This window comes from Macellibacteroides sp., assembly GCF_050251695.1.
Classification (GTDB): Bacteria; Bacteroidota; Bacteroidia; order Bacteroidales; family Tannerellaceae; genus Macellibacteroides; species Macellibacteroides fermentans.
Genome location: NZ_JBFWMI010000033.1, coordinates 1 through 24,193 on the forward strand (window position 1 = coordinate 1; position 24,193 = coordinate 24,193).

22 protein-coding genes and 3 tRNA genes are annotated in these 24,193 nt (G+C 40.7%); 18 read left to right on the forward strand and 7 right to left on the reverse strand.

The features are described 5' to 3' along the window. Positions 1–1,171, forward strand: a 1,171-nt coding sequence (locus tag AB7E53_RS06775) for an alpha/beta hydrolase family protein (protein ID WP_446774856.1), incomplete at its 5' end; no start/stop codon positions are given. Positions 1,172–1,234: 63 nt separating this feature from the next. Next, positions 1,235–1,708 carry a DinB family protein gene (locus tag AB7E53_RS06780; protein ID WP_446773438.1) on the forward strand — a complete coding sequence of 158 codons (474 nt, stop codon included), beginning with the start codon at positions 1,235–1,237 and terminating at the stop codon, positions 1,706–1,708. A 112-nt stretch (positions 1,709–1,820) separates the two neighbouring features. Here AB7E53_RS06780 and AB7E53_RS06785 read toward each other — a convergent pair. Next, positions 1,821–1,905 (reverse strand) — tRNA-Ser (locus tag AB7E53_RS06785). Between the two features lie 305 nt (positions 1,906–2,210). Between AB7E53_RS06785 and pflB the strand changes: the two genes are divergently transcribed. Together pflB and pflA are read left to right on the forward strand one after the other, a co-directional pair. Further along, on the forward strand, positions 2,211–4,439 hold the full coding sequence (pflB, locus tag AB7E53_RS06790; protein WP_079683417.1) for a formate C-acetyltransferase: 2,229 nt from the start codon (positions 2,211–2,213) through the stop codon (positions 4,437–4,439). Positions 4,440–4,503: 64 nt separating this feature from the next. Continuing rightward, the gene (pflA, locus tag AB7E53_RS06795; protein ID WP_446774882.1) at positions 4,504–5,229 is read left to right on the forward strand and encodes a pyruvate formate-lyase-activating protein; all 726 of its coding nucleotides are present in this window, start codon (positions 4,504–4,506) and stop codon (positions 5,227–5,229) included. A 14-nt stretch (positions 5,230–5,243) separates the two neighbouring features. On the opposite strand, the gene AB7E53_RS06800 is transcribed toward pflA, so the two are convergent. From AB7E53_RS06800 to AB7E53_RS06810, 3 genes are read right to left on the reverse strand one after another with little or no spacing between them, the layout of a single operon-like run. Then, positions 5,244–6,107, reverse strand: a complete 864-nt coding sequence (locus AB7E53_RS06800) for a DUF4249 domain-containing protein (protein ID WP_446774858.1) — start codon at positions 6,105–6,107, stop codon at positions 5,244–5,246. A gap of 4 nt (positions 6,108–6,111) precedes the next feature. Then, on the reverse strand, positions 6,112–6,612 hold the full coding sequence (locus AB7E53_RS06805; RefSeq protein WP_446774860.1) for a hypothetical protein: 501 nt from the start codon (positions 6,610–6,612) through the stop codon (positions 6,112–6,114). Next, entirely contained in the window at positions 6,609–8,393 is a 1,785-nt protein-coding gene (locus tag AB7E53_RS06810) for a TonB-dependent receptor (protein WP_446774862.1), read from the reverse strand. The genes AB7E53_RS06805 and AB7E53_RS06810 overlap by 4 nt, the downstream gene beginning before the upstream one ends. A 367-nt stretch (positions 8,394–8,760) precedes the next feature. Between AB7E53_RS06810 and AB7E53_RS06815 the strand changes: the two genes are divergently transcribed. Together AB7E53_RS06815 and AB7E53_RS06820 are read left to right on the forward strand one after the other, a co-directional pair. Further along, positions 8,761–9,678 (forward strand): cation diffusion facilitator family transporter, encoded by a 918-nt coding sequence (locus tag AB7E53_RS06815; protein WP_446774863.1) that lies wholly within the window; start codon positions 8,761–8,763, stop codon positions 9,676–9,678. A 57-nt stretch (positions 9,679–9,735) separates the two neighbouring features. Further along, positions 9,736–10,383 (forward strand): HAD family hydrolase, encoded by a 648-nt coding sequence (locus AB7E53_RS06820; protein WP_446774865.1) that lies wholly within the window; start codon positions 9,736–9,738, stop codon positions 10,381–10,383. A gap of 82 nt (positions 10,384–10,465) precedes the next feature. On the opposite strand, the gene AB7E53_RS06825 is transcribed toward AB7E53_RS06820, so the two are convergent. Then, positions 10,466–10,539: transfer RNA gene (locus tag AB7E53_RS06825), tRNA-Ala, on the reverse strand. An 81-nt stretch (positions 10,540–10,620) separates the two neighbouring features. On the opposite strand from AB7E53_RS06825, the gene AB7E53_RS06830 reads away from it, so the two are divergent. Continuing rightward, entirely contained in the window at positions 10,621–10,938 is a 318-nt protein-coding gene (locus AB7E53_RS06830; protein WP_079683412.1) for a DUF4286 family protein, read from the forward strand. Next, on the forward strand, positions 10,931–11,491 hold the full coding sequence (ruvC, locus tag AB7E53_RS06835; protein ID WP_079683411.1) for a crossover junction endodeoxyribonuclease RuvC: 561 nt from the start codon (positions 10,931–10,933) through the stop codon (positions 11,489–11,491). Before AB7E53_RS06830 ends, ruvC begins: the two co-directional genes overlap by 8 nt. A gap of 68 nt (positions 11,492–11,559) precedes the next feature. Here ruvC and gdhA read toward each other — a convergent pair whose 3' ends face one another. Continuing rightward, positions 11,560–12,894: an NADP-specific glutamate dehydrogenase gene (gene gdhA / locus AB7E53_RS06840; protein ID WP_079683410.1), complete on the reverse strand. Its 1,335-nt coding sequence runs from the start codon at positions 12,892–12,894 to the stop codon at positions 11,560–11,562. 108 nt (positions 12,895–13,002) lie between these two features. Here gdhA and AB7E53_RS06845 point away from each other — a divergent pair, with 108 nt between their 5' ends. Further along, complete coding sequence (locus AB7E53_RS06845) at positions 13,003–15,969, forward strand: PEP/pyruvate-binding domain-containing protein (protein WP_446774866.1); 2,967 nt, start codon at positions 13,003–13,005, stop codon at positions 15,967–15,969. Between the two features lie 78 nt (positions 15,970–16,047). Here AB7E53_RS06845 and sfsA read toward each other — a convergent pair whose 3' ends face one another. Beyond that, positions 16,048–16,740, reverse strand: a complete 693-nt coding sequence (gene sfsA / locus AB7E53_RS06850; protein ID WP_446771129.1) for a DNA/RNA nuclease SfsA — start codon at positions 16,738–16,740, stop codon at positions 16,048–16,050. Between the two features lie 99 nt (positions 16,741–16,839). Here sfsA and AB7E53_RS06855 point away from each other — a divergent pair. From AB7E53_RS06855 to AB7E53_RS06895, 9 genes are all read left to right on the forward strand, one after another. Beyond that, positions 16,840–16,912 (forward strand) — tRNA-Trp (locus tag AB7E53_RS06855). Between the two features lie 228 nt (positions 16,913–17,140). Next, on the forward strand, positions 17,141–18,715 hold the full coding sequence (locus tag AB7E53_RS06860; protein WP_446771130.1) for an SUMF1/EgtB/PvdO family nonheme iron enzyme: 1,575 nt from the start codon (positions 17,141–17,143) through the stop codon (positions 18,713–18,715). Between the two features lie 38 nt (positions 18,716–18,753). Continuing rightward, the gene (locus AB7E53_RS06865; RefSeq protein WP_079683407.1) at positions 18,754–20,142 is read left to right on the forward strand and encodes a Gfo/Idh/MocA family protein; all 1,389 of its coding nucleotides are present in this window, start codon (positions 18,754–18,756) and stop codon (positions 20,140–20,142) included. A gap of 82 nt (positions 20,143–20,224) precedes the next feature. Next, positions 20,225–21,070: a sugar phosphate isomerase/epimerase family protein gene (locus tag AB7E53_RS06870; RefSeq protein ID WP_371689635.1), complete on the forward strand. Its 846-nt coding sequence runs from the start codon at positions 20,225–20,227 to the stop codon at positions 21,068–21,070. A gap of 21 nt (positions 21,071–21,091) precedes the next feature. Next, positions 21,092–21,781, forward strand: a complete 690-nt coding sequence (locus tag AB7E53_RS06875; RefSeq protein WP_446774869.1) for a helix-turn-helix transcriptional regulator — start codon at positions 21,092–21,094, stop codon at positions 21,779–21,781. 11 nt (positions 21,782–21,792) lie between these two features. Continuing rightward, positions 21,793–22,377: a response regulator transcription factor gene (locus AB7E53_RS06880; protein WP_446774871.1), complete on the forward strand. Its 585-nt coding sequence runs from the start codon at positions 21,793–21,795 to the stop codon at positions 22,375–22,377. A gap of 9 nt (positions 22,378–22,386) precedes the next feature. Then, positions 22,387–23,001, forward strand: coding sequence for an ABC transporter ATP-binding protein (locus tag AB7E53_RS06885; RefSeq protein WP_446774872.1), 615 nt, complete (start codon positions 22,387–22,389; stop codon positions 22,999–23,001). A 3-nt stretch (positions 23,002–23,004) separates the two neighbouring features. Continuing rightward, positions 23,005–23,790 (forward strand): ABC transporter permease, encoded by a 786-nt coding sequence (locus AB7E53_RS06890; RefSeq protein WP_179398897.1) that lies wholly within the window; start codon positions 23,005–23,007, stop codon positions 23,788–23,790. 74 nt (positions 23,791–23,864) lie between these two features. Beyond that, a partial coding sequence (locus tag AB7E53_RS06895) for a TonB-dependent receptor plug domain-containing protein (protein WP_446774874.1) occupies positions 23,865–24,193 on the forward strand: 329 nt, incomplete at its 3' end.

Here is a 24,193-nt window from a genome sequence, read left to right on the forward strand (position 1 = left end):
GATTGAACCTAACTACGATGAATCCAAAGTTCCTGTTTATGAGTTGCCGCCGCTCCTGGTTTCGGCAAAAGGAAAGCAGATTAAATCTATAAAGCAGTGGGAGTCTATCCGCCGTCCGGAAATACTGGAGATGTTTTCTTCGCAGATGTTCGGAAAAACGCCCGGTTCTCCATTTACCACTTCTTATGAGGTTGTTTCGGTAGATGCCAATGCGCTGGATGGTAAAGCAACCTGCAAGCAACTACGGATCAGCTTTTCCAACGGCAACACTGTGCGGAGCATGCTGATGTTAATCTATCTTCCCAATCATATAAAAGGGAAAGTTCCCCTGTTTTTCGCATACAATTTTGATGGAAACCAGACGGTAAGCACTGATCCGGGCATTCTGTTCAGCAACCATACATCGGAAAACAAAAGAGGGCTTAAAGTACGCCGCTGGCCCATCGAAATGATTATTTCAAAAGGGTACGGAGTAGCTACTGCCTGCTACCACGACATCTTTTACGACGAAAAAGATAAGCATGCGGAAAGTATACTTCCGCTGTTGGGATACGATCCGGGACAGCCTCTGGAAGGTGACAGCTGGCAAGCTATCGGTGCCTGGGCGTGGGGTATGAGTCGTGCTATGGATTACTTTGAAACGGATTCTCGCATTGATGCGAAAAGGATTGCCCTGATGGGACATTCGCGCCATGGAAAAGCTGCCCTCTGGGCCGGTGCGCAAGACCAACGTTTTGCCATCGTCATTTCGAATGAATCGGGATGCGGCGGAGCTGCCTTATCCAAACGGGCATACGGCGAAACAGTTGCAGTTATTACAAATAGCTTTCCACATTGGTTTTGTCCGAACTTCAGCAGATTTGCCAATAATGAACAATCCCTGCCCTTCGACCAGCACGAACTGATTGCCTTGATTGCTCCGCGGCCCGTATATGTTGCCAGTGCCGTTGATGATCGGTGGGCCGACCCGAAAGGTGAATATCTCTCAGCATTCCATGCCGGTGAAGTTTACCGTTTGTACGGCTACGAAGGACTTCCTTCCGAAGAGATGCCCGCATTGAATACGCCTGTAATATCCCGCGTTGGATACCATATCCGTACTGGTGTACATGATGTAACTGATTTTGACTGGCAATGTTATTTAAACTTTGCCGACAAATGGATGAAGTAGGTTGAAAATGCAAAGTTGTAAGAATGAGTAAAGACCAATTATTAATACAAATTTGAGAATGTTATGCAAGGAAATGATTTTAAACTAATAACCGACGGCATTAAAAAAGTAATTGATGCGGAAGAGGGCTTCTTAAGTGCTCTGCCGGTTGATGTGATTACCCTCAGGCGGAACAGCCAGAATCGGTCTATCAAACAGATACTGGGCCACCTGGTAGATTCGGCCTCTAACAATCACCAGCGCATGGTTAGGCTGCAATATTGTAAAGACTTACTTTTCTTTCCCGACTATCGCCAGGACAATGATTTGTGGATCGCTTTACAAGATTATCAAAATGCCGATTGGGAAAACCTGATTCAACTGTGGAAGTTTTTTAATCTTCACATCATCCAGGTGATTAATTCCGTAGATCTATCGAAGCTGGACAGCTACTGGTGCGACTTTGAAGGGACAAAAGTTACACTAAAAGAGATGATTGATGGCTACCTTGATCACCTGCACCTCCACATCAGAGAAATAAAGGAATTGGCTTTATAACCGTTTGCAAAGAGACTCCTTCAGTCAACCTCATCTTATTCTCTACCCATGACTTTTGGGGATAAAAAAAAGGGTGTAAATCGCATAACTGCTAAATTTACACCCTTTGTTGCGGAGAGAGAGGGATTCGAACCCCCGGAACCTCTCAGTTCAACGGTTTTCAAGACCGCCGCGATCGACCACTCTGCCATCTCTCCAAATGACGCTTCGATTGCGCTGCTTTTCAAAAGCTCTGCAAAGGTAGAACTTTTTTTGAAAACACAATGATATTTTGTAAACAATTTTTCATCTTTGCACCTTATTAATCCTAAGTAATTAAGAAACAACAAGATATTATTTACAGTTTAACTCATGTATTTATTTTAATTAACCTGCAACCTTTTTATTTATGTTTTATAACACTATTTATTAGCATAAATGAACAAAATCTGCTCTAAAACGCTTATTTTTGTAGTCTCGAAGATATAAGACTATCAATTATTAAGATCATAGTTATAATTTTATGGAATTAAACAAAAACTTTGCTGATGGTATTTGGAGTAAGGAGGTTAATGTAAGGGATTTCGTAATGAGGAACATCACTCCGTATGATGGGGATGCTTCTTTCCTTGCAGGACCAACCGAGCGTACAAAACGCATCTGGTCTGTATGCCTTGCTGCTCTTGCCGAAGAACGAGCTAACAACGGCGTCCGTTCAATTGACAACAAAACAGTTTCTACCATTTCTTCTCATAAAGCAGGATATATTGATAAAGAAAACGAGTTGATCGTGGGTTTGCAGACAGACGAATTGCTGCGCAGAGCCATCAAACCGTTTGGAGGTATCAATGTGGTTGCAAAGGCTTGCAGCGAAAATGGATTGGAAGTAGATGAAAAGGTAAAGGATATCTTTACTCATTATCGTAAAACACACAACGATGGTGTGTTTGACGTTTATAATGACGAAATCCGCTCTTTCCGTTCGTTGGGTTTCTTAACAGGTCTGCCTGACAACTATGCACGTGGCCGTATTATTGGTGACTACCGCCGATTGGCATTGTATGGTCTGGATCGTTTAATTGAGGCTAAGAAACAGGATCTGGCTAATCTGACAGGCCCGATGACTGAAGCCCGCATTCGTTTGCGTGAAGAGGTTAGCGACCAGATCAAAGCTCTTAAGGAAATTAAAGTTTTAGGCGAATATTACGGTTTGGATCTGACCCGTCCGGCTTATACAGCTCAGGAAGCTGTTCAATGGGTTTACATGGCTTACCTGGCTGCGGTTAAAGAACAGGATGGTGCTGCGATGTCATTGGGTAATGTTTCCTCTTTCCTTGATATCTACATTGAGCATGATTTGAAGAACGGCACTATCGACGAATCGTTTGCTCAGGAGTTGATTGACCAGTTTGTAATTAAATTGCGTATGGTTCGTCACCTCCGTATGAATTCATACAACGAAATTTTTGCCGGCGATCCAACCTGGGTTACCGAATCGATTGGTGGACGATTGAACGACGGCCGTCATAAAGTAACAAAAACTTCCTTCCGATTCCTGCAGACTTTATACAACCTGGGACCGTCTCCGGAACCGAACATGACTGTACTTTGGTCTCCGCAACTGCCCGAAGGTTTCAAGAACTTCTGTGCACAGGTTTCCATCGACACATCGTCTGTTCAATACGAAAACGACGACTTGATGCGTGATATCCGTCACAGTGATGACTATGGCATTGCTTGCTGCGTTTCATTCCAGGATATTGGTCGGCAGATCCAGTTTTTCGGAGCTCGTACCAACCTTGCCAAGGCGTTATTGCTTGCAATAAATGGGGGACGTTGCGAAAACACAGGTACCGTAATGGTTAAGGATATCCCTCAATTAAATAGCGATGTGCTGGACTATGAAGAGGTGATGGCCAATTACAAAAAGGTACTGAAAGAAATTGCACGTGTATATAATGATGCGATGAATATTATTCATTACATGCACGACAAATATTATTACGAAAAGGCACAGATGGCATTTATTGATACCAATCCCCGTATCAACCTTGCCTATGGTGCTGCAGGTCTGTCTATTGTAGCCGACTCGCTTTCTGCAATCAAATATGCTAAAGTGAAAGCTAAACGTAATGACATCGGTCTGACGGAAGGTTTCGATATTGAGGGTGAATTCCCTTATTACGGTAACGACGATGACAGAGTGGATTCAATGGCCGTTGGTATTACTCAGTATTTCAGCGATTTGTTGAATGAACTGCCTGTATATAAAAATGCACGTCCTACGCTTTCAATCCTTACAATTACCTCGAATGTGATGTATGGAAAGAAAACAGGTGCCACTCCCGACGGACGTCTTAAAGGTGTAGCCTTTGCTCCGGGTGCAAATCCGATGCACGGACGTGATGAGAAGGGTGCTATTGCTTCATTATCTTCGGTATCAAAAATCAATTATGATGATGCACAGGATGGCGTAAGTAATACATTCTCGATCGTTCCACGTTCTTTAGGAGTAACTCCCGAAGATCGCGTAGATAATCTGGTATCCATGATGGACGGTTATTTCTCCAAAAAAGCGCATCACCTGAATGTGAACGTATTAAATCGTGCCATGTTGGAAGATGCGATGGAACATCCTGAGAATTATCCTCAGCTTACAATCCGCGTTTCTGGTTATGCTGTGAACTTTGTTCGATTGAGCCGCGAACATCAGCTGGAAGTTCTGTCAAGAAGTTTCCACGAAAGATTCTAAATATATTATAGCTGAAGGACAGTCCAGAAGGCTGTCCTTCTCTTTTCTTTATAATGCAGATATGATGATAAATGTACATTCTTACGAGTCGATGGGCACATTTGATGGCCCGGGACTACGATTGGTAGTTTTTTTGCAGGGCTGTAACTTCCGGTGTTTGTATTGTGCGAATCCGGATACAATACCCTTAAAAGGCGGAAAACCTACCGAAGCTGAAGAGATTGTGCGCATGGCCCTTAGTCAGAAGGCATTTTTTGGTAAAAAAGGAGGAATAACCTTTTCCGGAGGCGAGCCTACTCTACAGGCAAAAGCACTGATACCTCTGTTCAGACGATTGAAAGAAGAGGGCATCCACATTTGTCTGGATAGCAATGGAAGTGTTTTAAATGATTACAGCAAGGAGCTGTTTAGGCTGACGGATCTGGTATTGCTGGATATTAAGGAATTTAATCCCGAACGTCATTTTCGAATCACTGGACGGGAAAATAATTTCACCCTCGAAACTGCGGCCTATTTGCAGGCTAACAATATTCCGATGTGGATTCGCTATGTGCTTGTACCCGGACATACGGATTTTGAAGCAGACATACGCGCCATGGGTCAGCACTTTCAGTCGTATTCAATGATAAAACGCATTGAAATATTACCTTATCATACGTTGGGTGCTCATAAATATGAAGCACTGAAGAAACCCTATCTGCTTAAAGGGGTAAAAGAAAATACACCTGAACAACTGGACCATGTACGCAAATTATTTGAAGAATATTTCCCTGTTGTATTTGTAAACTGATTGACTGCTAACCATCAGGGAACAATTACACTCTTTCTGGAGGGGGCATATCCTGCAAAATAGCCGACTGCTCCATTGGTAAGGTTGGTTACAATATTGGATGGCGGCCCTCCAAAAAAGGGATTCTCTCCGTTGACGGAACTCTTGCACTGGGTTATAAAGTCGTAATACCCCTTCTCCACTCTATCAATTTCTACTGCAACCGTATCGCCCGACTGGACAAACAATACTTTATTGGGGTCGTATTCGCCCTGATTGTTCTGATCGGAGAATGTATATACCAGCAATCCGTTGAGGTATTTACCATCAATTAGTTTATCGTCGAATGCCATAAGCCACGTAATCATTACGGTTGCCAAACCTCCATTGATATAAAATCGGGAAACATAGTAATCGGGTCCCAAAGGCTCTTGCGCAAAGAGATTGATGGTATAATAATGACGCCCCAGTACACGCATCGAATTAATCTGAAGCGAATCGATACGGAATGGCTCCTTTATGCTGGTGGAAGCATTATACATTTCATCCGCTCCGTCGTTATTGAAATCGTATGCTATGCGAAGATTATAGGTAAGACCTACTATTCCAGCCACTTTACGTTCGGTCTGATATACTCCTTTCTTGCGAGCCAGCTCTTTTAACTTCCAAACCTGCTTGCCGTCTGTTGATTCTATGGTGACTTTGGCATCGGAAATCTGTAAATTTGAATCGTTCTTAAAATAAGGTGCTGAACGGCTTATTTCGATGGTCTGGTAGCTGGTTTCGGTTGTAACCGATCCATACACAACCAATACAGGATCTGTATCGTTGGTTTGAACCTCTATCATTTCTGTACAAGAAGATAAAAGTATACCCATACATATAAATAGTGTACGCATAAGCTCAGAATTTAAAATTGTAAGTTATGGATGGTAAGACTCCAAACAGATACGTACTTTCAGCGTATGGAATTCCGGATTTATGATCGTATCCGTACGTTATCATGTAAGGATTGTTACGATCGTACGCATTATAAATGGAAATATTCCATTCACTCTTCCATCTTTTGGCTGACTTTGGATTCGGTTTGTAGTTAAAAGAGAGGTCCAGCCGGTGATAATCCGGTCGGCGGGAATCATTCCTTCCCGAATAAATCGGGAAATATTCATTTTTAATTCCAAAGCGGCCGCTCGGATAGGTTATTGGCGAACCTGTTGTATAAATCCATGTAGCAGAAAGGCTAAATTTGTCTGACAACTCATAGTTTAGCGCTATCTTAAGGTTATGAGGTTTATCGTAAGGTGATAAGTACGTCTTCCCATCATTTATACCCGGGATGGTACGTTCAGCATGCGAATAGGTATAATTTACAAATCCATTGATCCGACCGCTGTTCTTCTTCACATCAGTTCAATACCATAAGCCTTTCCTTTACCAATCCTGAGTTCTTTTTCGAGCTGCTTATTCAAAATGAGATCTGCATGGTCTTTAAAGTCAATTACATTATTCATCTGTTTATAGTAAACCTCCAGGGAAGCCTCCAATGTATTATTCATCAGATTCTGAAAATATCCGGCAGATACCATGTCAACCTGCTGAGGTTTTACATTCGGACCGGAAAAGAACCAAATATCGAGTGGAGAAGCCGAGGAAGAGCTATTTGCCAATTGTATAAATTGGACATTGCGTGCATAGTTTGCTTTAAATGAAGAGCTTTGTGAAAATTTATATATCAAACCCACTCTTGGTTCAATTGCATTGAAACTATTATAAATCTGACCAGACTTGTACGTTACATAGTCTGCAACAACATCATTTTCGTTATAACGATACACCGTTGCTTCTCCAATATTATGAAACATCGTCCATCTTAAACCATACCTGAGAACCAACTTATCTGACAACTCTTGTTGATTTGACCAGTAAACAGCATGTTCCATAGCCAGATTACGTGGTATGGTATATTTTCCATAATCGGGAGTTTCAACATTTCCGGGTACAAAACGATGAAATGTTGCCGTAAGTCCGTACGAGAAATCAAGGTATTTATTTATATAATGAGAATAATCCGTACGCAACATCAAATCATGCAAACTGGCATCCCATTGTATCCTGGCTCCCTCAATATCAGTTAAGACTCCGTAATTGTAATTGCTGAAGTTTACACTGTATTTCCCATATAATTTGTCACTAAATGTATGAGTCAAGGTAAGTGATGCAGCTGTATTGCCATAATTCACCCCAAAAACATCTACACCGAAATTATCTCTTCCATAGTATGCATTGAACGAAAGAAAATCTCTGCTTGACAACCTATGACTAATTTTTGCATTCAAATCGTAGAAATAAAGCACCAACTCTTCCAGAGACTTATCTCCCGAAAGTTTGATCATCATATCAGCATAACTTCTTCTACCACCAATCAACCAGGAGGTTTTCTCTCCAATGGGTCCCTGTAACACCAGTCTGCTGGAGATAAGGCCAATTCCTCCGGTTGCAGTTAATCTTTCCGGCATTCGGTCTATTGTCCGGATATCTAGCAAGGAAGATAGTCTGCCTCCATATTTTACCGGAATATCTCCTTTGTAAAGCTCCAGGTCACTAATGACATCGTTATTGAATATGGAAAAAAAGCCCATGAGATGAGATGCATTATACACCGTTGTGTTGTCTAGTAAAACTAAATTCTGATCCGGATTACCACCTCTTACACTAAATCCGGTACTACCTTCATTTCCTGCATGTACACCCGGCAGTAGTTGTATCGCCTTCATAAGGTCTACCTCTCCCATAAAGGATGGAAGTTTACGGATTTGGCTTATGCTCAGCCTTTCAACCCCAAGATTAGGTCTGGCAATATTATCGCTGCTGTTTTTCCCCGTAACGATTATTTCTTTTAGAAATGCATTGCTGTTAAGATCAATATCCAACGTATGTGAACCGGATACAGGAACACGCAATGTCCTGTTCTCAAATCCAATATGAGATATTTGAACCGTGTAAATTCCAGGTTCTTTTATAAACAAGGAGTAGTTACCTTCGTCGTCGGCAACGGTCCCGATTTTCTGCTCAACAATATAAATAGATGCCCGCGAAAGAGATTCTCCGGAAGAACGATCTGTGATCCTTCCCTGAAGTGCGTATTTAAAGGATTCATTTTGAGCCAAAGAAAAGATTCCGCACATCAAAAGACATGTTAAAATAACCAGCTTGATAATCATACTAAATAGTGTCTAAAAGAAAAATACCCCTACAAAACCTATAAAAACAATTAAAATAATAATTCTAAACCTACCTAAATTCTAAACAATCTAATTAATAATCTAAACTAAATAATCTGATATAATTCGGGAAATAATGCTCTTTATCTATGTAACATATCAATCTCAAAATAAGTTGAATATTCTTTCATGAAATATTATATCTTTGCATTTCCTTTTTAAATAAGGAAATGCAATTGATGAAACGAGCATGCATATAATTATCTGCTTCTGAAGAGATAAATAATAAACGCTGCTGGGAACATGCCTTTCAAACTAAAATTTTATTCGGATGAAAAATAGGGAAAAGATACTGATTCGGGCGTCGTGGATCAGTATTATTGGCAATGCCGCATTATCTATATCAAAGATATTTGTAGGCATCATTGCTGGCAGTATCGCGGTTTTAGGAGATGGAATAGACTCGGCAACAGATGTCGTAATTTCTATTGTCACCCTTTTTACTGCACGTATTGTAACCAGACCACCCAATAATAATTATGCTTACGGATACGAAAAGGCAGATACAATTGCAGCCAAAGTCCTTTCATTTGTCATATTCTTTGCAGGCATGCAAATGTTAATATCCTCGGGGAAAAATATATTGTTTGCTGTTCCACGCGATCTGCCTTCCATTATAGCAATTTATGTAACACTGTTTTCTATCATTGGAAAACTTGGATTGGCTTATTATCAGTTCAGGCAGGGGAAATTGGCCGGGAGTCCGATGTTGATTGCCAATGCTAAAAATATGCGCAACGATGTGATCATATCTGCCGGAGTATTGGTGGGGCTCTTTTTCACCTTCTATCTGGACATGCCTATACTCGATTCCATAACAGGCCTGCTGATCAGCTTATATATTATTCGTTCGGCCATAAATATATTCATGGAGAGCAATGTTGCCTTGATGGATGGCGTAAAAGACACCTCCATCTATAATAAAATATTTGAAGCCGTAGAAAAAGTACCCGGAGCATGCAATCCGCACCGGGTAAGATCCCGTCAGATCGGAAATATGTACATGATAGTGCTTGATATTGAAACAGATGGAGAGCTTACACTAAACGAAGCACATGAAATTGCCGACAATGTTGAAGTTAGTATAAAACAGAATATAGAAAACGTTTACGATATAGTAGTTCATATAGAACCTATCGGGAAACATCACTCGGAAGAGAAATTCGGATTAAACAGAGACATCCTGTAAATAGATGTAAACAACTTCTTTTAAACCGCAACCATGTATTTAGCATAAAACAGAGAAATGATAAAATTAGTAATTTTTGATCTGGATGGAACGCTTATCAATACCATCGCAGATTTGGCAAACAGTACAAATTACGCATTGAGTCAATGCGGATTTCCAACTCATCAAACCGATGCCTATAATTTATTTGTTGGCAATGGAATAAACAAACTTTTTGAAAGAGCGCTACCAGAGGGGGCAAAAACGGAAGAAAACATTTTACGCGTTCGCAACCTGTTTTTGCCTCATTACGACAAACATGGACACAGTTACAGTGAACCTTATCCGGGCATAGCTGAATTACTTAATACATTGCAAAACAAAGGTCTTAAGCTGGCTGTTGCTTCAAATAAATACCAGGATGCAACGGAGAAAATGGTTGCTCACTTTTTTCCTGCTATTGCTTTCATCAGCGTATTAGGCCAGCGGGAAGGCATTCCTCCAAAACCGGATCCATCCATCGTTAACGAAATCCTGGCAAAAGCTGGTGCAGGCAAAGAAGAAACATTGTACATAGGAGATTCGGGAGTTGACATGGAAACTGTACGTAATAGTGGTGTAATTGGAGCCGGAGTAACATGGGGGTTCCGACCCCGAAAAGAATTGGAAAGATTTGCACCTCACTACATTATTGATTCTGCCGAAGAGGTTCTGGAACTGATTTAAACGAATTCAGACTTATACAAAAAATGAAAAGCACCCATAGTTTGGATGCTTTTCATTAACAACTTTCAATTATTTAACCAAGTGGAGAATATCGGACTCGAACCGATCACCTCGACACTGCCAGTGTCGCGCTCTAGCCAGATGAGCTAATCCCCCTTTTTTAAATTTCGAGTGCAAATATAAGGCTTTTCCTGATATTACAACTATATTTGTATAATATTTTTACAATTAATTGAAATGATAATTTACAATACAACCTTTCATATTGATAATGAGGTACATCAAGAATGTTTGACCTACCTGAAAAAAGAGTACATACCTAAAGCTGTCTCAAGCGGATTTATGTTAAATCCTTGTTTACGTAGAGTATTGCAGAACGAAGGAAACGAAGGAGAAAGCTATGCGATTCAATTTCATGTAAAAAACACAGAGACACTTAACTTCTGGTTAAAACAGGAAGGCATAGCACTGCAACAGGCTATGGTTACCAGATTCGGATCCAAAATAGCCGGATTTACAACTCTGCTTGAGGAGATAAAATGGGAAGATGAGTAAAGAAAGAATTATACTAGGAATCGATCCGGGCACCATTGTTATGGGATACGGTATAATCCGGATTGAGGGTAAAAAACCTGTCCTGGAGGCCATGGGTGTACTTCAATTGAACAAATACGAAGATCATTATGTACGCTTGAAAAAAATTTTCGAACGGGTATTAAGTCTGATTGACCAATACCATCCCGACGAACTTGCGATTGAAGCACCCTTTTTTGGTAAAAATGTACAGAGTATGCTAAAATTAGGGCGTGCACAAGGCACAGCTATATCTGCTGCTCTTAGCCGCGATATCCCTATCTTTGAATATGCACCGTTGAAGATAAAGATGTCGATCACAGGCAACGGTCAGGCATCTAAAGAACAGGTTGCAGGAATGCTTCAGCGCATTTTACACATTAGCCAGGATAACATGCTCCCGCAACTTGATGCAACCGATGGTGTTGCAGCAGCACTTTGCCATTTCTTACAAAGTAATAATCCTGTGAGCGATAAAAAATACTCGGGCTGGAAAGATTATATTGCCAGAAATCCTGGAAAAGTAAAAGAATAAAGTATTGGTAAAAAATAAGGGGAGTTAAGTTGAATAACCTACTCCCCTTGCCTCATTTTAGTCAATTGTTATATTACACCTTGAGCCATCATTGCTCTGGCAACTTTCATAAATCCGGCAATATTTGCTCCTTTAACATAATTTACATAACCATTTTCTTTACCATGCTCTACACATTGAGTATGAATATTACCCATAATGGTATGTAGTTTTGCATCCACTTCGGCTGCCTCCCACGAAATATGCATGGCATTTTGTGTCATTTCAAGTCCGGAAGTTGCAACACCTCCTGCATTTACAGCTTTACCCGGAGCAAACAATTGCTTGTGTTCAATAAACAGATCAACCGCCTCGGCTGTACATCCCATGTTGGATACTTCAGCTACACAAAGTGTCTTATTTTTGATAAGAAGTCTTGCATCATCTGCATCCAATTCATTTTGAGTGGCACAGGGCAAAGCTATATCCACCTTTTGCTCCCAAGGTTTTTTTCCAGGGAAGAAGGTTGCATTGGGATACTCATCCGCATAAGGAGCCACAATATCATTTCCGGAATTACGAAGCTCCAGCATATAATCTATTTTATCTCCTGAAATTCCTTCCGGGTCGTAAATATATCCATCCGGACCGGATAAAGTAACTACCTTGCCGCCCATTTCTGTGGCCTTTAAGGTAGCTCCCCAGGCAACGTTCCCGAATCCGGAAACGGCAATCGTTTTTCCTTTAATATCAATATTATGAGTTTCCAACATTTGTTTAACGAAATACAATGCGCCAAAACCTGTAGCTTCCGGTCTCAGTATAGATCCGCCGAATTCCATTCCTTTACCCGTAAATGTACCTGTGTTTTCGCGGGCAAGCTTCTTGTACATTCCATACATATAACCCACTTCGCGACCACCAACACCGATATCACCGGCAGGTACATCGGTATCCGGACCTATATTACGCCATAATTCGAGGATGAAAGACTGACAGAAACGCATAATTTCGGCATCCGAACGTCCGCGGGGTGCAAAGTCGGAACCACCCTTGGCTCCACCCATAGGCAATGTTGTAAGTGCGTTTTTAAAAGTCTGTTCGAAACCCAGAAATTTTAAAATAGACAAGTTTACGGATGGGTGAAAGCGTATACCTCCCTTATACGGTCCAATGGAGTTATTAAACTGCACCCGATATCCCAGATTAACCTGAATTTCTCCTTTATCGTCTACCCAGGGTACACGGAAGGTGAAAATGCGATCCGGCTCAACCAATCTTTCAACAATCTTGTTTTTTTCAAATTCGGGATGCTGATTGTAAACATCTTCTATCGAAAGTAAAACCTCTTTTACGGCTTGCAAATACTCCTTTTCTCCGGGGTGTTTAGCTTCTAATGATGATAAAATAAATTCAGTTTTCATAACGTTAACATGTTTAAAAGGACTAACATTCTGATCACAAATGTAGGGATAAATATAGAACAACCAAGTTTTTTGCTTACTTTTGGACACTTTAAAGTGTTAAATCTTATGAGTGGTATTCCCGACTTCAAAAACCTTGTGTTCAAAGACACCTCGTTCGCTAATTTAATGAATAAGCGAATTTATAATATATTGCTTATTGCAACCAAGTACGATGCCTTTATGTTAGAGGACGACGGACGTGTAGATGAGCAAATTTTTAATGAGTATACATCTCTTAGTTTGCGTTATCCTCCGCGATTCACCCAGGTAACAAATGAAGAAGAGGCTCTTACGGAACTTAAAAAAAAGAACTATGAGCTGATTATCTGTATGCCAAACATGGATAACAGAGATATTTTTGCTGCAGCTAAGGAGATAAAAATACACTATCCCGAGATCCCGATTGTTGTACTCACCCCTTTTTCAAAAGAGGTTTCTAAAAGAGTAGAAGGGGAGGATTTATCGGCGATTGACTATGTGTTCAGTTGGCTGGGTAATTCCGAATTATTGCTTGCCATCATTAAATTGATTGAAGACAAGATGAATGCCAGAGATGATGTGGATTCGGTTGGCGTACAAATAATTCTATTGGTTGAAGATTCCGTAAGATTCTACTCATCGGCACTCCCCCACTTATACAAATTTGTATTGGAGCAAAGTCAGGAGTTTTCTAAGGAAGCACTCAATGAACATCAAAGAACATTGAGAATGCGAGGACGTCCAAAAATCAAACTGGCACGGAATTATGAAGAGGCTGTCCGGATATTTGATCAGTATCGGGATAACATTCTTGGGATAATATCAGATATGAGTTTCATGCATGAAGGAGTAAAAGATCCTTATGCCGGATATAAATTTGGTCAATATGTACGAAAAACCGGATTAATCATCCCATTTGTATTAGAATCATCTGAGTCGTCCAACAAAGTATATGCAGAAGAACTTAATGCCTCCTTTATTGATAAAAACTCAAAAAGCTATCCACAGGATCTGAGAAAAAAAATCATGCAAAGATTTGGGTTCGGCGATTTTCTTATTATCAATCCCGAAACGCGCAAGGAAATCATGCGTATCAAGGACTTAAAAGACCTGCAGAGAAAGATTTTTGAAATCCCCGATAATTCATTGGTTTACCACTTATCCAGAAACCATTTCTCACGCTTCTTTTTCTCGCGTGCCATGTTTCCCCCTGCAGTTATTCTAAAAGATGTGGATGTGAGTGATTACAAAGACATGGATGAGGCGCGACAACTAATATTTGATCTGATTGTTCAATACCGACGCATGAAGAATTCGGGAATTGTTGCGGTATTCCAAAAAGATCGATTCGACGAATATTCAAACTTTGCCCGTATAGGTGAAGGATCGCTTGGAGGAAAAGGACGTGGTCTGGCGTTTATAGGGACCATGGTTAAGCGTTATCCCAATTGGAGTAAGGATAATTTTGAAATCAATATTCCGCGGACTGTCGTAATCTGTACGGATATTTTTGATGAGTTTATGGAGACGAACGAACTCTATCCGTTGGCGTTAAGTGATGCCGATGACGACACCATACTAAAGTATTTTTTACGCGCCAGTCTGCCTGCACGACTGATTGAAGACCTGATGGCTTTTTTTGAAGTTATAAAAAGTCCGATTGCCATCCGATCGTCGAGTCTACTTGAAGATTCACATTATCAACCATTTGCTGGTATTTACGCCACATATATGGTGCCCAAGCTTGAAGATAAATATGAAATGCTGCGCACGTTGAGTGATGCGATCAAAGCCGTATATGCATCTGTATTTTACAAAGACAGCAAAGCCTATATGACAGCAACATCCAATCTTATTGATCAGGAAAAGATGGCTGTTGTTTTGCAGGAGGTAGTTGGCACCAAATATAACAATCGCTTCTATCCGACTTTCTCTGGTGTAGCACGTTCGCTTAATTTCTATCCGATTGGAAATGAAAGGGCAGAAGACGGGATAGCCAACATTGCTCTTGGATTAGGTAAATACATCGTTGACGGGGGGCTTACCTTGCGTTTCTCTCCTCGTCATCCGCACAATATCTTACAGATGAGTTCGATGGATTACGCTTTGCGCGAGACTCAGACACGTTTCTATGCCCTTGATCTGGAAAATCTGGCCGACCAGTTTTCAATTGACGATGCATTCAACCTGCTTAAGTTAAGTCTGAAAGAGGCCGACCAGGATGGATCTCTTAAATTTATAACGTCTACTTACGATCCATATGATCAGATAATAAGAGATGGATATTATCCAGGTGGCAGAAAAATTATTTCTTTTGTAAATATACTGCAGCATGATGTATTCCCATTAGCCGAAACACTTAGTGCTGTACTACAAACCGGTCAGGAAGAAATGGGAAGACCCATAGAAATAGAGTTTGCCGTAAATCTGGATCCTTCCGATCCACGTAAAGCAATATTTTATTTATTACAGGTTCGCCCCATTGTTGATAATAAAGAGGTGATAAACGAAGATTTACGCAATGTTCCTAATGAAAGCACCATCCTTTCTTCAACCAGCGTTTTAGGGCATGGAATAGACAAGGAAGTACACGATATCATTTATGTAAAAACAGGATCTTTCAATTCCAGCAACAATCAGCTTATAGCGTATGAAATAGAGAAAATGAACCGAAAGTTCACTGATGAAAAGAAAAACTACGTTTTGGTTGGTCCTGGAAGATGGGGAAGTAGTGATACGTGGCTTGGTATCCCGGTAAAATGGCCTCACATATCCAATGCACGTGTGATCGTGGAATCAGGACTCGAGAATTACCGTATAGATCCAAGTCAGGGAACTCATTTCTTCCAAAATCTCACATCATTCGGCGTTGGTTATTTCACTGTTAACCCGTTTAAACAAGATGGTTGGTTTGACGAAGATTTTCTGAATAAACAACCAGCGGTGGAAGAGACACAGTATTTACGTCATGTTCGCTTTGACAGTCCTATTGTTGTGAAGATGGATGGGAAAAATAGTCTGGGGGTGGTTATGAAACCAACTGAGACTGTATAGAATATTACAAAAAAAGGATGCGATCTGATTAATTAAAAACAGGTCGCATCCTTATATGCTTGATAAGGCATCTCCTGATTAAATTTCAAAAGGGATTTCCCTGTCTATGATTATTCCCCGGGGAGTGATAGTGGTGCCTGCAACAATCACCTCAACACCCTTTTTTGCCACCTCTTTCAGTGTGGAAGCATAGACCGGATCAATTTCTTTTGCCGGTCGGAAAAATTGCACATCCGAACGCATCAGCACATACAACATAGCTGTATGGTATCCCTGACTCTTCGCCTCTGCCAGGGTGAGTAGATGCTTTTGTCCGCGTGTAGTGACCGAATCAGGAAATGAGGCTTCTCCATTTAACTTAAGAGTAACGCTTTTTACTTCAATAAACCATTTCTCATCTCCTCTCTCTGCGTAAAGATCAAAACGACTGTCTCCAAAGGTTACTTCTCGTTTTACTAAGTTAAAACCGGACAATGAAGGAATTGTTCCCGCTTGAACAGCTTCAAAAGCCACGGCATTAGCATGTTGCGTATTGATACATACCCATCCACCATCCAAATAAATCAACTCCCATGTAAAGGCATTTTTTCGGGATGGATTTGATGAATATGACAAAAGAACAGGGGCATCATTTTCAAGACACGTTTTCATGGAGCCTGAATTGGGACAATGAGCTGTAACAACCTCTCCATTGGATAATTTTATATCTGCCAAAAATCTTTTGTACCTTTTCAGCAATGTTCCCTGAGTTAATTCTTGTGTAAAATGCATGAAATAATGGTTTAAATGAAGAAATAATAACAAAAGTAAGTTCTTTTTTTTAAAAGCTATTGCTTTATTAAAATATTAAACTACTTTTGCACCCGCAATACGGGTCTAGCTCAGTTGGTAGAGCACTGGTCTCCAAAACCAGGTGTCGGGAGTTCGAGTCTCTCGACCCGTGCATAAAACGACACAGGTTGTCGTTTTTTTTTGTTTTACACCGATTTAATTCTGACCAAAATAAATTTCTTTTTTTTTACTATTTTCCACCCAAGTATAAAAAAGCATAATTTAACGTTTATTTACGTTAAATGTATTTAACATTCACCATTATTTAAAGTGTAATCATTACTTTTATTCCCTCATTAAATCTAATAAAATCTAACGAAATTCGAGTACTGTAAAAGCGATGACACACAGAAATTCCAACCGCTATAATCCTAAGCAAAGGTTTTATAGAAAGAAGTCATTTTTTCTTCTCGCAGGATTTCTCCTGGGAGCAGGATTAATCGTGGCAACCTACCAGACATCCGTCTATTTTTCAACAGATGAATCATGTATGATGTGCCACGTACATCCTCATGCAGAAGATAGCTGGAAAATGTCTAAACATGTAAATAACGGCAGTGGCGTTAAGACTCACTGTGTAGACTGTCACTTACCACCTAAGCATAATACCTGGGCACATTATACAGCCAAAGCCAAACTTGGCATACGCGATGTATGGGGGTATTTAACAAAAGACAGTGCTGATTTTGATTGGGAGGCCAAATCGCAACTAGAGTATGCTGTTACGTTCATTCCGAACGAATCATGTAAAGAGTGCCACCAAAATCTTTTTCCTGAAGGGGTAACCGACAAGGGAATCACAGCCCATCTTTACTATGAAGAAAATGAGAAGAAACTGAATCTGCAATGCATAAGTTGTCACCTTGATGCAGGTCACTATAATCCCAATTATGCTCATTCGCAAATGACCGGTATTCCGGGACTCGCAGGAGCATCGGCTGATTCAAGTACATTTTTCAAAGAGCCTGCGCTTGTTACCGAATTCAAGGATTACATCGAAACAATTCCCGGAACACCCGTTACCTTGTCTATGAAGGCAATCCCGGGTGGCAGCTTTAAAATGGGTAGTCCTGAAAAAGAGCCGTTACGGGGTGAGGATGAAGGTCCTGTCCGTAATGTGACAGTAAGTCCGTTCTTTATGGCAGAAGTTGAGGTTACCTGGGATCAATACTGGGCATTCTACGGCAATACGATGAGTGAGGGAAGAACTCCTCCTGAAACCGTATATGCAAACAATAGTAACCCCGATGTAGATGCTATATCCGGTCCGACTCCTCCTTTTGGCTTTCCGGATCAGGGATGGGGTAGCGGCAGCCGGCCGGCTATAACTATGACACACTATGCAGCAGAAACTTTCTGCCAGTGGCTGTCAAAGAAAACAGGGAAAAAATATAGGCTTCCAACTGAAGCCGAATGGGAATATGCTGCACGTGGCGGAACAAGCACACCTTACTTCTTCGAAGGAGATCCCAAAGACTATTCCGATATCGGTTTCTGGAGAAAATTCTTTGATGCTGATACAGATATCATAAGTGAGTATGTTATTTATAACAAAAACAGTAAAAATAAAACACAGGAGCCCTCAGCAGTTAAAGCCAACCCATTTGGATTAAAAAACATGTTGGGTAACGTAATGGAATACTGTGCAGACAAATACTCGCCGGATGCTTACAAAAAAGGAGGAGCCAGTGTTAAAGATCCAATTATCAAAGAGGGTACCGAGTGGGTGGTTCGCGGAGGAAATTATACTTCCGATGCTTCCAAACTCCGTTCAGCATCACGCGACTATACTAAACACGATGCATGGTTGAAAACTGATCCACAGCAACCAAAAAGCATCTGGTGGTATTCTGATATACGAGGCATTGGCTTCCGTGTTGTTTGTGAACCTGATTCTTCTCTTAAAGCTAAATAAATTCTATATACCAATTGTTACTTTAATTATTTTAGATCATGAAAAAAGAAAACAATCTCAGCAGAAGAGATTTCTTAAAAAATTCTGCCTTGATGGGAGCCGTTGGCACCCTGGGAGCTGGAGCAGCAGCTACAGCAGCTTTAACCTCTTGCGGCGGAGGCAAAACAGAAAGTAACGTTCTCAAACCATTAAAGGAAGCCGGAACCTACTATGTTCCTGAACTAACCGACATGGCTATAGACGGACAAGAGCTAAAAGCCGGTGTAATCGGATGCGGCGGTCGCGGATCCGGAGCAGCCATCAATTTCCTTAATGCAGCTAATGGAGTAACTATTGTTGCCCTTGGTGATGTTTTTCAGGATAGAGTTGAAGGTCTTGCAAAAAAGCTGAAAGACGAAAAAAACATTGAAATTGCAGCAGATAAATGCTTTGTAGGCTTAGATGCTTACAAACAGGTAATAGACAGTGGAGTGGATGTAGTAATTATCGCGACTCCTCCCTTGTTCCGTCCGGAGCACTTTAAATATGCTACAGAAAAAGGCAAACACTCATTCCTTGAAAAACCAATCTGTGTAGATCCTACCGGATATCGTACTATTGTTGCTACATCCAAGCAGGCAACAGCTAAAGGTCTATGTGTTGTAACAGGAACACAACGTCATCACCAACGTAGTTATGTAGAATCCTACAAAAAGATTATGGAAGGTACTATTGGCGAAATTACGGGAGGTACTGTATACTGGAATCAGGGTATGTTATGGTACAAAGAACGTCAGGCCGGATGGAGTGATTGTGAATGGATGATCAAAGATTGGGTAAACTGGAAATGGTTATCTGGAGATCACATTGTAGAACAACATGTACATAATATTGACGTGTTTACATGGTTTAGCGGACTTAAACCGGTTAAAGCGGTGGCATTTGGCTCGCGTCAACGCAGACTTACCGGCGATCAATATGACAATTTCAGTGTAGATTTTACCATGGAAAATGGTATACATTTGCACAGTATGTGTCGCCAGATAGACGGTTGTGCAACCAACGTAAGTGAATTTATACAGGGAACTAAAGGCTCTTGGGATAGTTCTACAATGGAAATTAAGGATCTTGCCGGAAATGTGGTTTGGAAGTATGATGGTGAAGCTGAAAAAGCCAATTTCAAACAAACAGATCCATATACATTGGAACATGCCAATTGGATTACCCACATTCGTTCTAAAAAACCAATTGCTCAGGCTGAAGAAACTGCCGTTTCCAATATGGCTGCAATCATGGGACGCGAATCAGCCTATACAGGAGCAGAAACTACCTGGGATGCGATGACCGCCTCAACAATTGATTACACACCCAAGGATCTCAATCTGGGCAAGATGGACATGAGCACTTTCGTTGTTCAGGTTCCGGGCAAACCAGTAGAAAAAAAATAACCGGATTATGACACTAAACAGAAGAAACTTTCTAAGAGCAACTCTGTCCGGTGCAGCAATTGCAACAGCAGGAGGCAGTCAGATGGTATTTGCCTCCTCTTGTTCGCAAGCTCAGCCGGTATCATCTGGAAATGTTACACTCAATCTTTCACTCCAGGAGGGATTGACTCCCGGAGACAACCTACAACAGAAGCTCGATTTTATGGAAGCAAATGGAGTTGTAGGCATTGAACTCGGTGGAGGTAACCTGTCCGGACGTGTAGGCGAAATCAAACAAGCCTTAAAAGGACGTAATATAAAAGTAAGTGCCATCTGTGCTGGTTTTAAAGGATTCATCCTATCAGAAAATCCCGAAATCAGAAAACAGTGTATGGATACCATGAAGGAAATCATAGCTGCTGCAGGTGAAGTAGGTTCAACAGGAGTTATCATTGTACCAGCATTCAACAATCAGGTACCTGTGCTTCCACATACAATGGAAACAAGAAACTTTCTCTGTGAACAATTTACAGAAATGGGAAACTACGCTGCAGAACATGGTACTACCGTTATTTTTGAACCTTTAAACAGGCGGGAGTGTTTTTATCTACGTCAGGTTGCTGATGCCGCCTCTATCTGCAGGGATATAAACAACAAGGGAGTGCGTTGCATGGGTGATTTCTGGCATATGACCTGGGAAGAAACATCGGATATGGGAGCCTTTATCTCGGCTGGAGAATATTTACAACACGTACATGTTGCCAGTAGAAAAAGACGCATCATGCCGGGCGAAGATGGAGAAGCTGATAACTATATTGATGGATTCAAAGGGTTAAAAATGATTGGTTATAACAAATACGTCAGTTTTGAATGTGGTTGCGAAGGCGACCGAAAGGTTGTTTTACCTGCCGCCCTCAAACTTCTGCGTGAACAATGGGAGAAAGCATAAATGCCGTTAGTAAATCCGACAATGAAATTAAGTGAGGTGGTTGAAGAACACACCTCACTTATTCCAGTTATCACCCGGTTTGGGATTCGCCTTGGTTTAGGCGACAAATCAGTAATACAAATTTGCGATGAATATGGGATAGATACAGATTTCTTTCTCATAGTGGTTAATACATTTCTAAATGAAGAGTATTTTCCGGAAAAGAAACTACAAATGTTTCATACCTCGCAAATCATAGATTATCTTACCAAGACCAATATCTATTACAGCCGTTACCAACTACCAAATATAGAGAGACATCTATCATCCTTTATCTCTATGAGTGATAGAGGAAATGCATCACTAACGCTGATTGGTAAATTTTTCTCTACATTTAAAGATGAACTCATTTCGCGTATAGAGAAAGATGAGAAAGAATGGTTTCCTTATTGCCTGGCTCTTAGCAATAAATTGAATTTTCAGCAAACATCTGAAGGGATTAAAGAACTACAACTTTGCACTATTCAACGAAATGAGGATCGTATTGAAGCTTTACTCTATGATTTAAAGAGCATTCTTGTGAAGCACATATCAGGCGATTACAACGAAAATCTTTGCTATGCCGTAATATTCTCCATTCAAAGCCTGGAGAAAGACATCAAGCAACACAATCGCATCCGCTACCGTATTCTTGCTCCTATGGCGCTTGCGATGGAACAATTATGTAAATAAGAGAGCCGATTATGTATCACACCAAGCGTATAGCCATCATTCTGCCCGACACTTTACAGTCATCGGGTCTACAAAGCATTCTAACAGAGTATTTTGCTCCGGTTGAAACGAATTGCTTCTCAACCTACGAATCCTTTATGGCTACGGGAGGAGATATTTTCGACTACTACTTTACACTTTCAGAGACATTTGTACTCAATGTGGACTTTTTTTTGCCACGAAAAAGCAAAACCGTTATTTTAAGCGATTGTCCACTTTGTGGTGCAAGTCAGTCGGCCTACACTAATCTGCTCACTGTAAGGGCTCCCTTGGAAACTCTTATCGAACTAATACAACAACTATTTGAAAACGATGTTACTAATTTGGGGACCGGCGAAGGCAACAAAGAGCTTAGTGCAAGAGAGGTGGAAGTTCTTCAACTCGTTGTAAAAGGAACAATTAACAAAGAAATAGCCGACAAACTAAATATTAGTCTGAACACAGTCCTCTCACACCGGAAAAATATTACTGCAAAACTTGGAATAAAGACAGTGAGCGGACTTATATTTTATGCCATTATGCATGGAATAATTTCAGCAGAAGATATCGATTTATAAACATATAATATGATTCAATTTATTGGGACAACTATTCGCTACGAAAAAGAGCAACCTGTTCGGGAGTTTAATCTTGAAGTATCAAAAGGCGAAAAGGCAGTCTTCACAGGTCCATCCGGATCTGGTAAAAGTTCTTTACTAAACGCTCTTATGGGATTTGTTCCTCTTGCCTGTGGAGAAATAAGGATCAATAATCAGCTATTATCACCGGCAACAATAAACAAAATCCGCCAGGAAATTTCGTACCTGCCTCAGGAATTATCGCTCGATCTAGACACAGTGGGGGATTTGATTTACTATCCTTTCGAGTTTAAAAATAACCGGCACCTGAAACCTGATAAGCACAAAATTAATGAAGTGCTAAAGTTGTTGCTTTTAGACGAATCCATTCTTTCAAAAAAATTATCAGAAGTTTCGGGAGGACAAAAGCAACGTCTCGGATTAGCCTCCGTTGTTTTGCTCAACAAGCCGATAATGATATTGGATGAACCAACTTCGGCTCTAGACGACGATTCGGCTGTTGCAGTTGCGAAGCTTATTGGCTCATTTAAGGAAACAACGATTATATCTGCCTCACACGATTTACGGTGGATAGAGTTAATGGATACACAAATAAAATTATAACAGATGGGTGCACAAGATATTAGCTGGATTAATCTGATTAGCGGTTACTTACTACTGATTATCCCAATTTTAATATTCACATACTATAAAACCGGATTAATTAAAGATACCCTTTGGGCTGTTGGTAGGATGACAATTCAATTGTTGATGGTTGGAACCTATCTTGAATTCATATTTACACTTAACAGCTGGGTAATTAACCTTGTATGGGTGCTTATTATGATTGCAGTAACCGCCTTCACAGTAATCGACAGGGCACAGCTGTCCCGAAAATTATTTTTGCTGCCTGTTTTCGCTTCCGTGTTAATCAGTCTATCCGTTGTAGATCTTTATCTGTTGGGCATCGTGCTTAAACTGGACTTTATTTTTGATGCAAGATACTTCATTCCAATCACAGGTATGCTTATCGGCAACACACTGGCAGATATGGTTGTCTCCCTCAACAATTTCTACAAAGGGATAAGTAAGCAGCAGACAACTTATCGTTTTGCTCTGGCTAATGGAGCTAGCAGAACTGAAGCTCTGGCTCTTTTTATGCGTGAAGCCATCCGCGTTACAATGAATCGAAGCATAGCAACCATCGCCGTTATGGGGCTGGTGTCCTTGCCAGGGATGATGACCGGACAGATTTTGGGAGGAAGTTCTCCATCGGTAGCCATAAAATATCAGATTCTGATTATGCTCACCATCTTTGTATCATCTCTAATCACAAATGTGCTTACACTGTTATTTTCATGCAGAAAAGCATTCGATTCAATGGGTAATCTTCGAAAAGAAGTTATACGTTAAAATCACTACAAATAGTGATTGTAGATAAATGTTGCTTTTTGTTCCTTTGCGTGTAAATTCAATATCAAAAAACAATGAAGCAACTATATTTATTCGCCTTGTACCTTGCAGGTTTGTTTATTGTCTGTGATGCGAAAGCAATACAAGACAATGCGACCGATACTCTTAGAATCTACCACATGGATGAAGTGGTAGTAACCTCATCAACCAAAGAAACAAATAACCTACGGAAACTTCCCGGATCCGTAACAATACTTTCTCCGCAGACTATTGGAGGAAATCAGATTGAATCGGTAAAAGATCTCAGCAGCTACGTACCGAACTTCTTTATTCCTGATTATGGATCCAAAATGACTTCGGCTGTATATATCCGGGGCATCGGGACTCGTAACAGCGGACAATC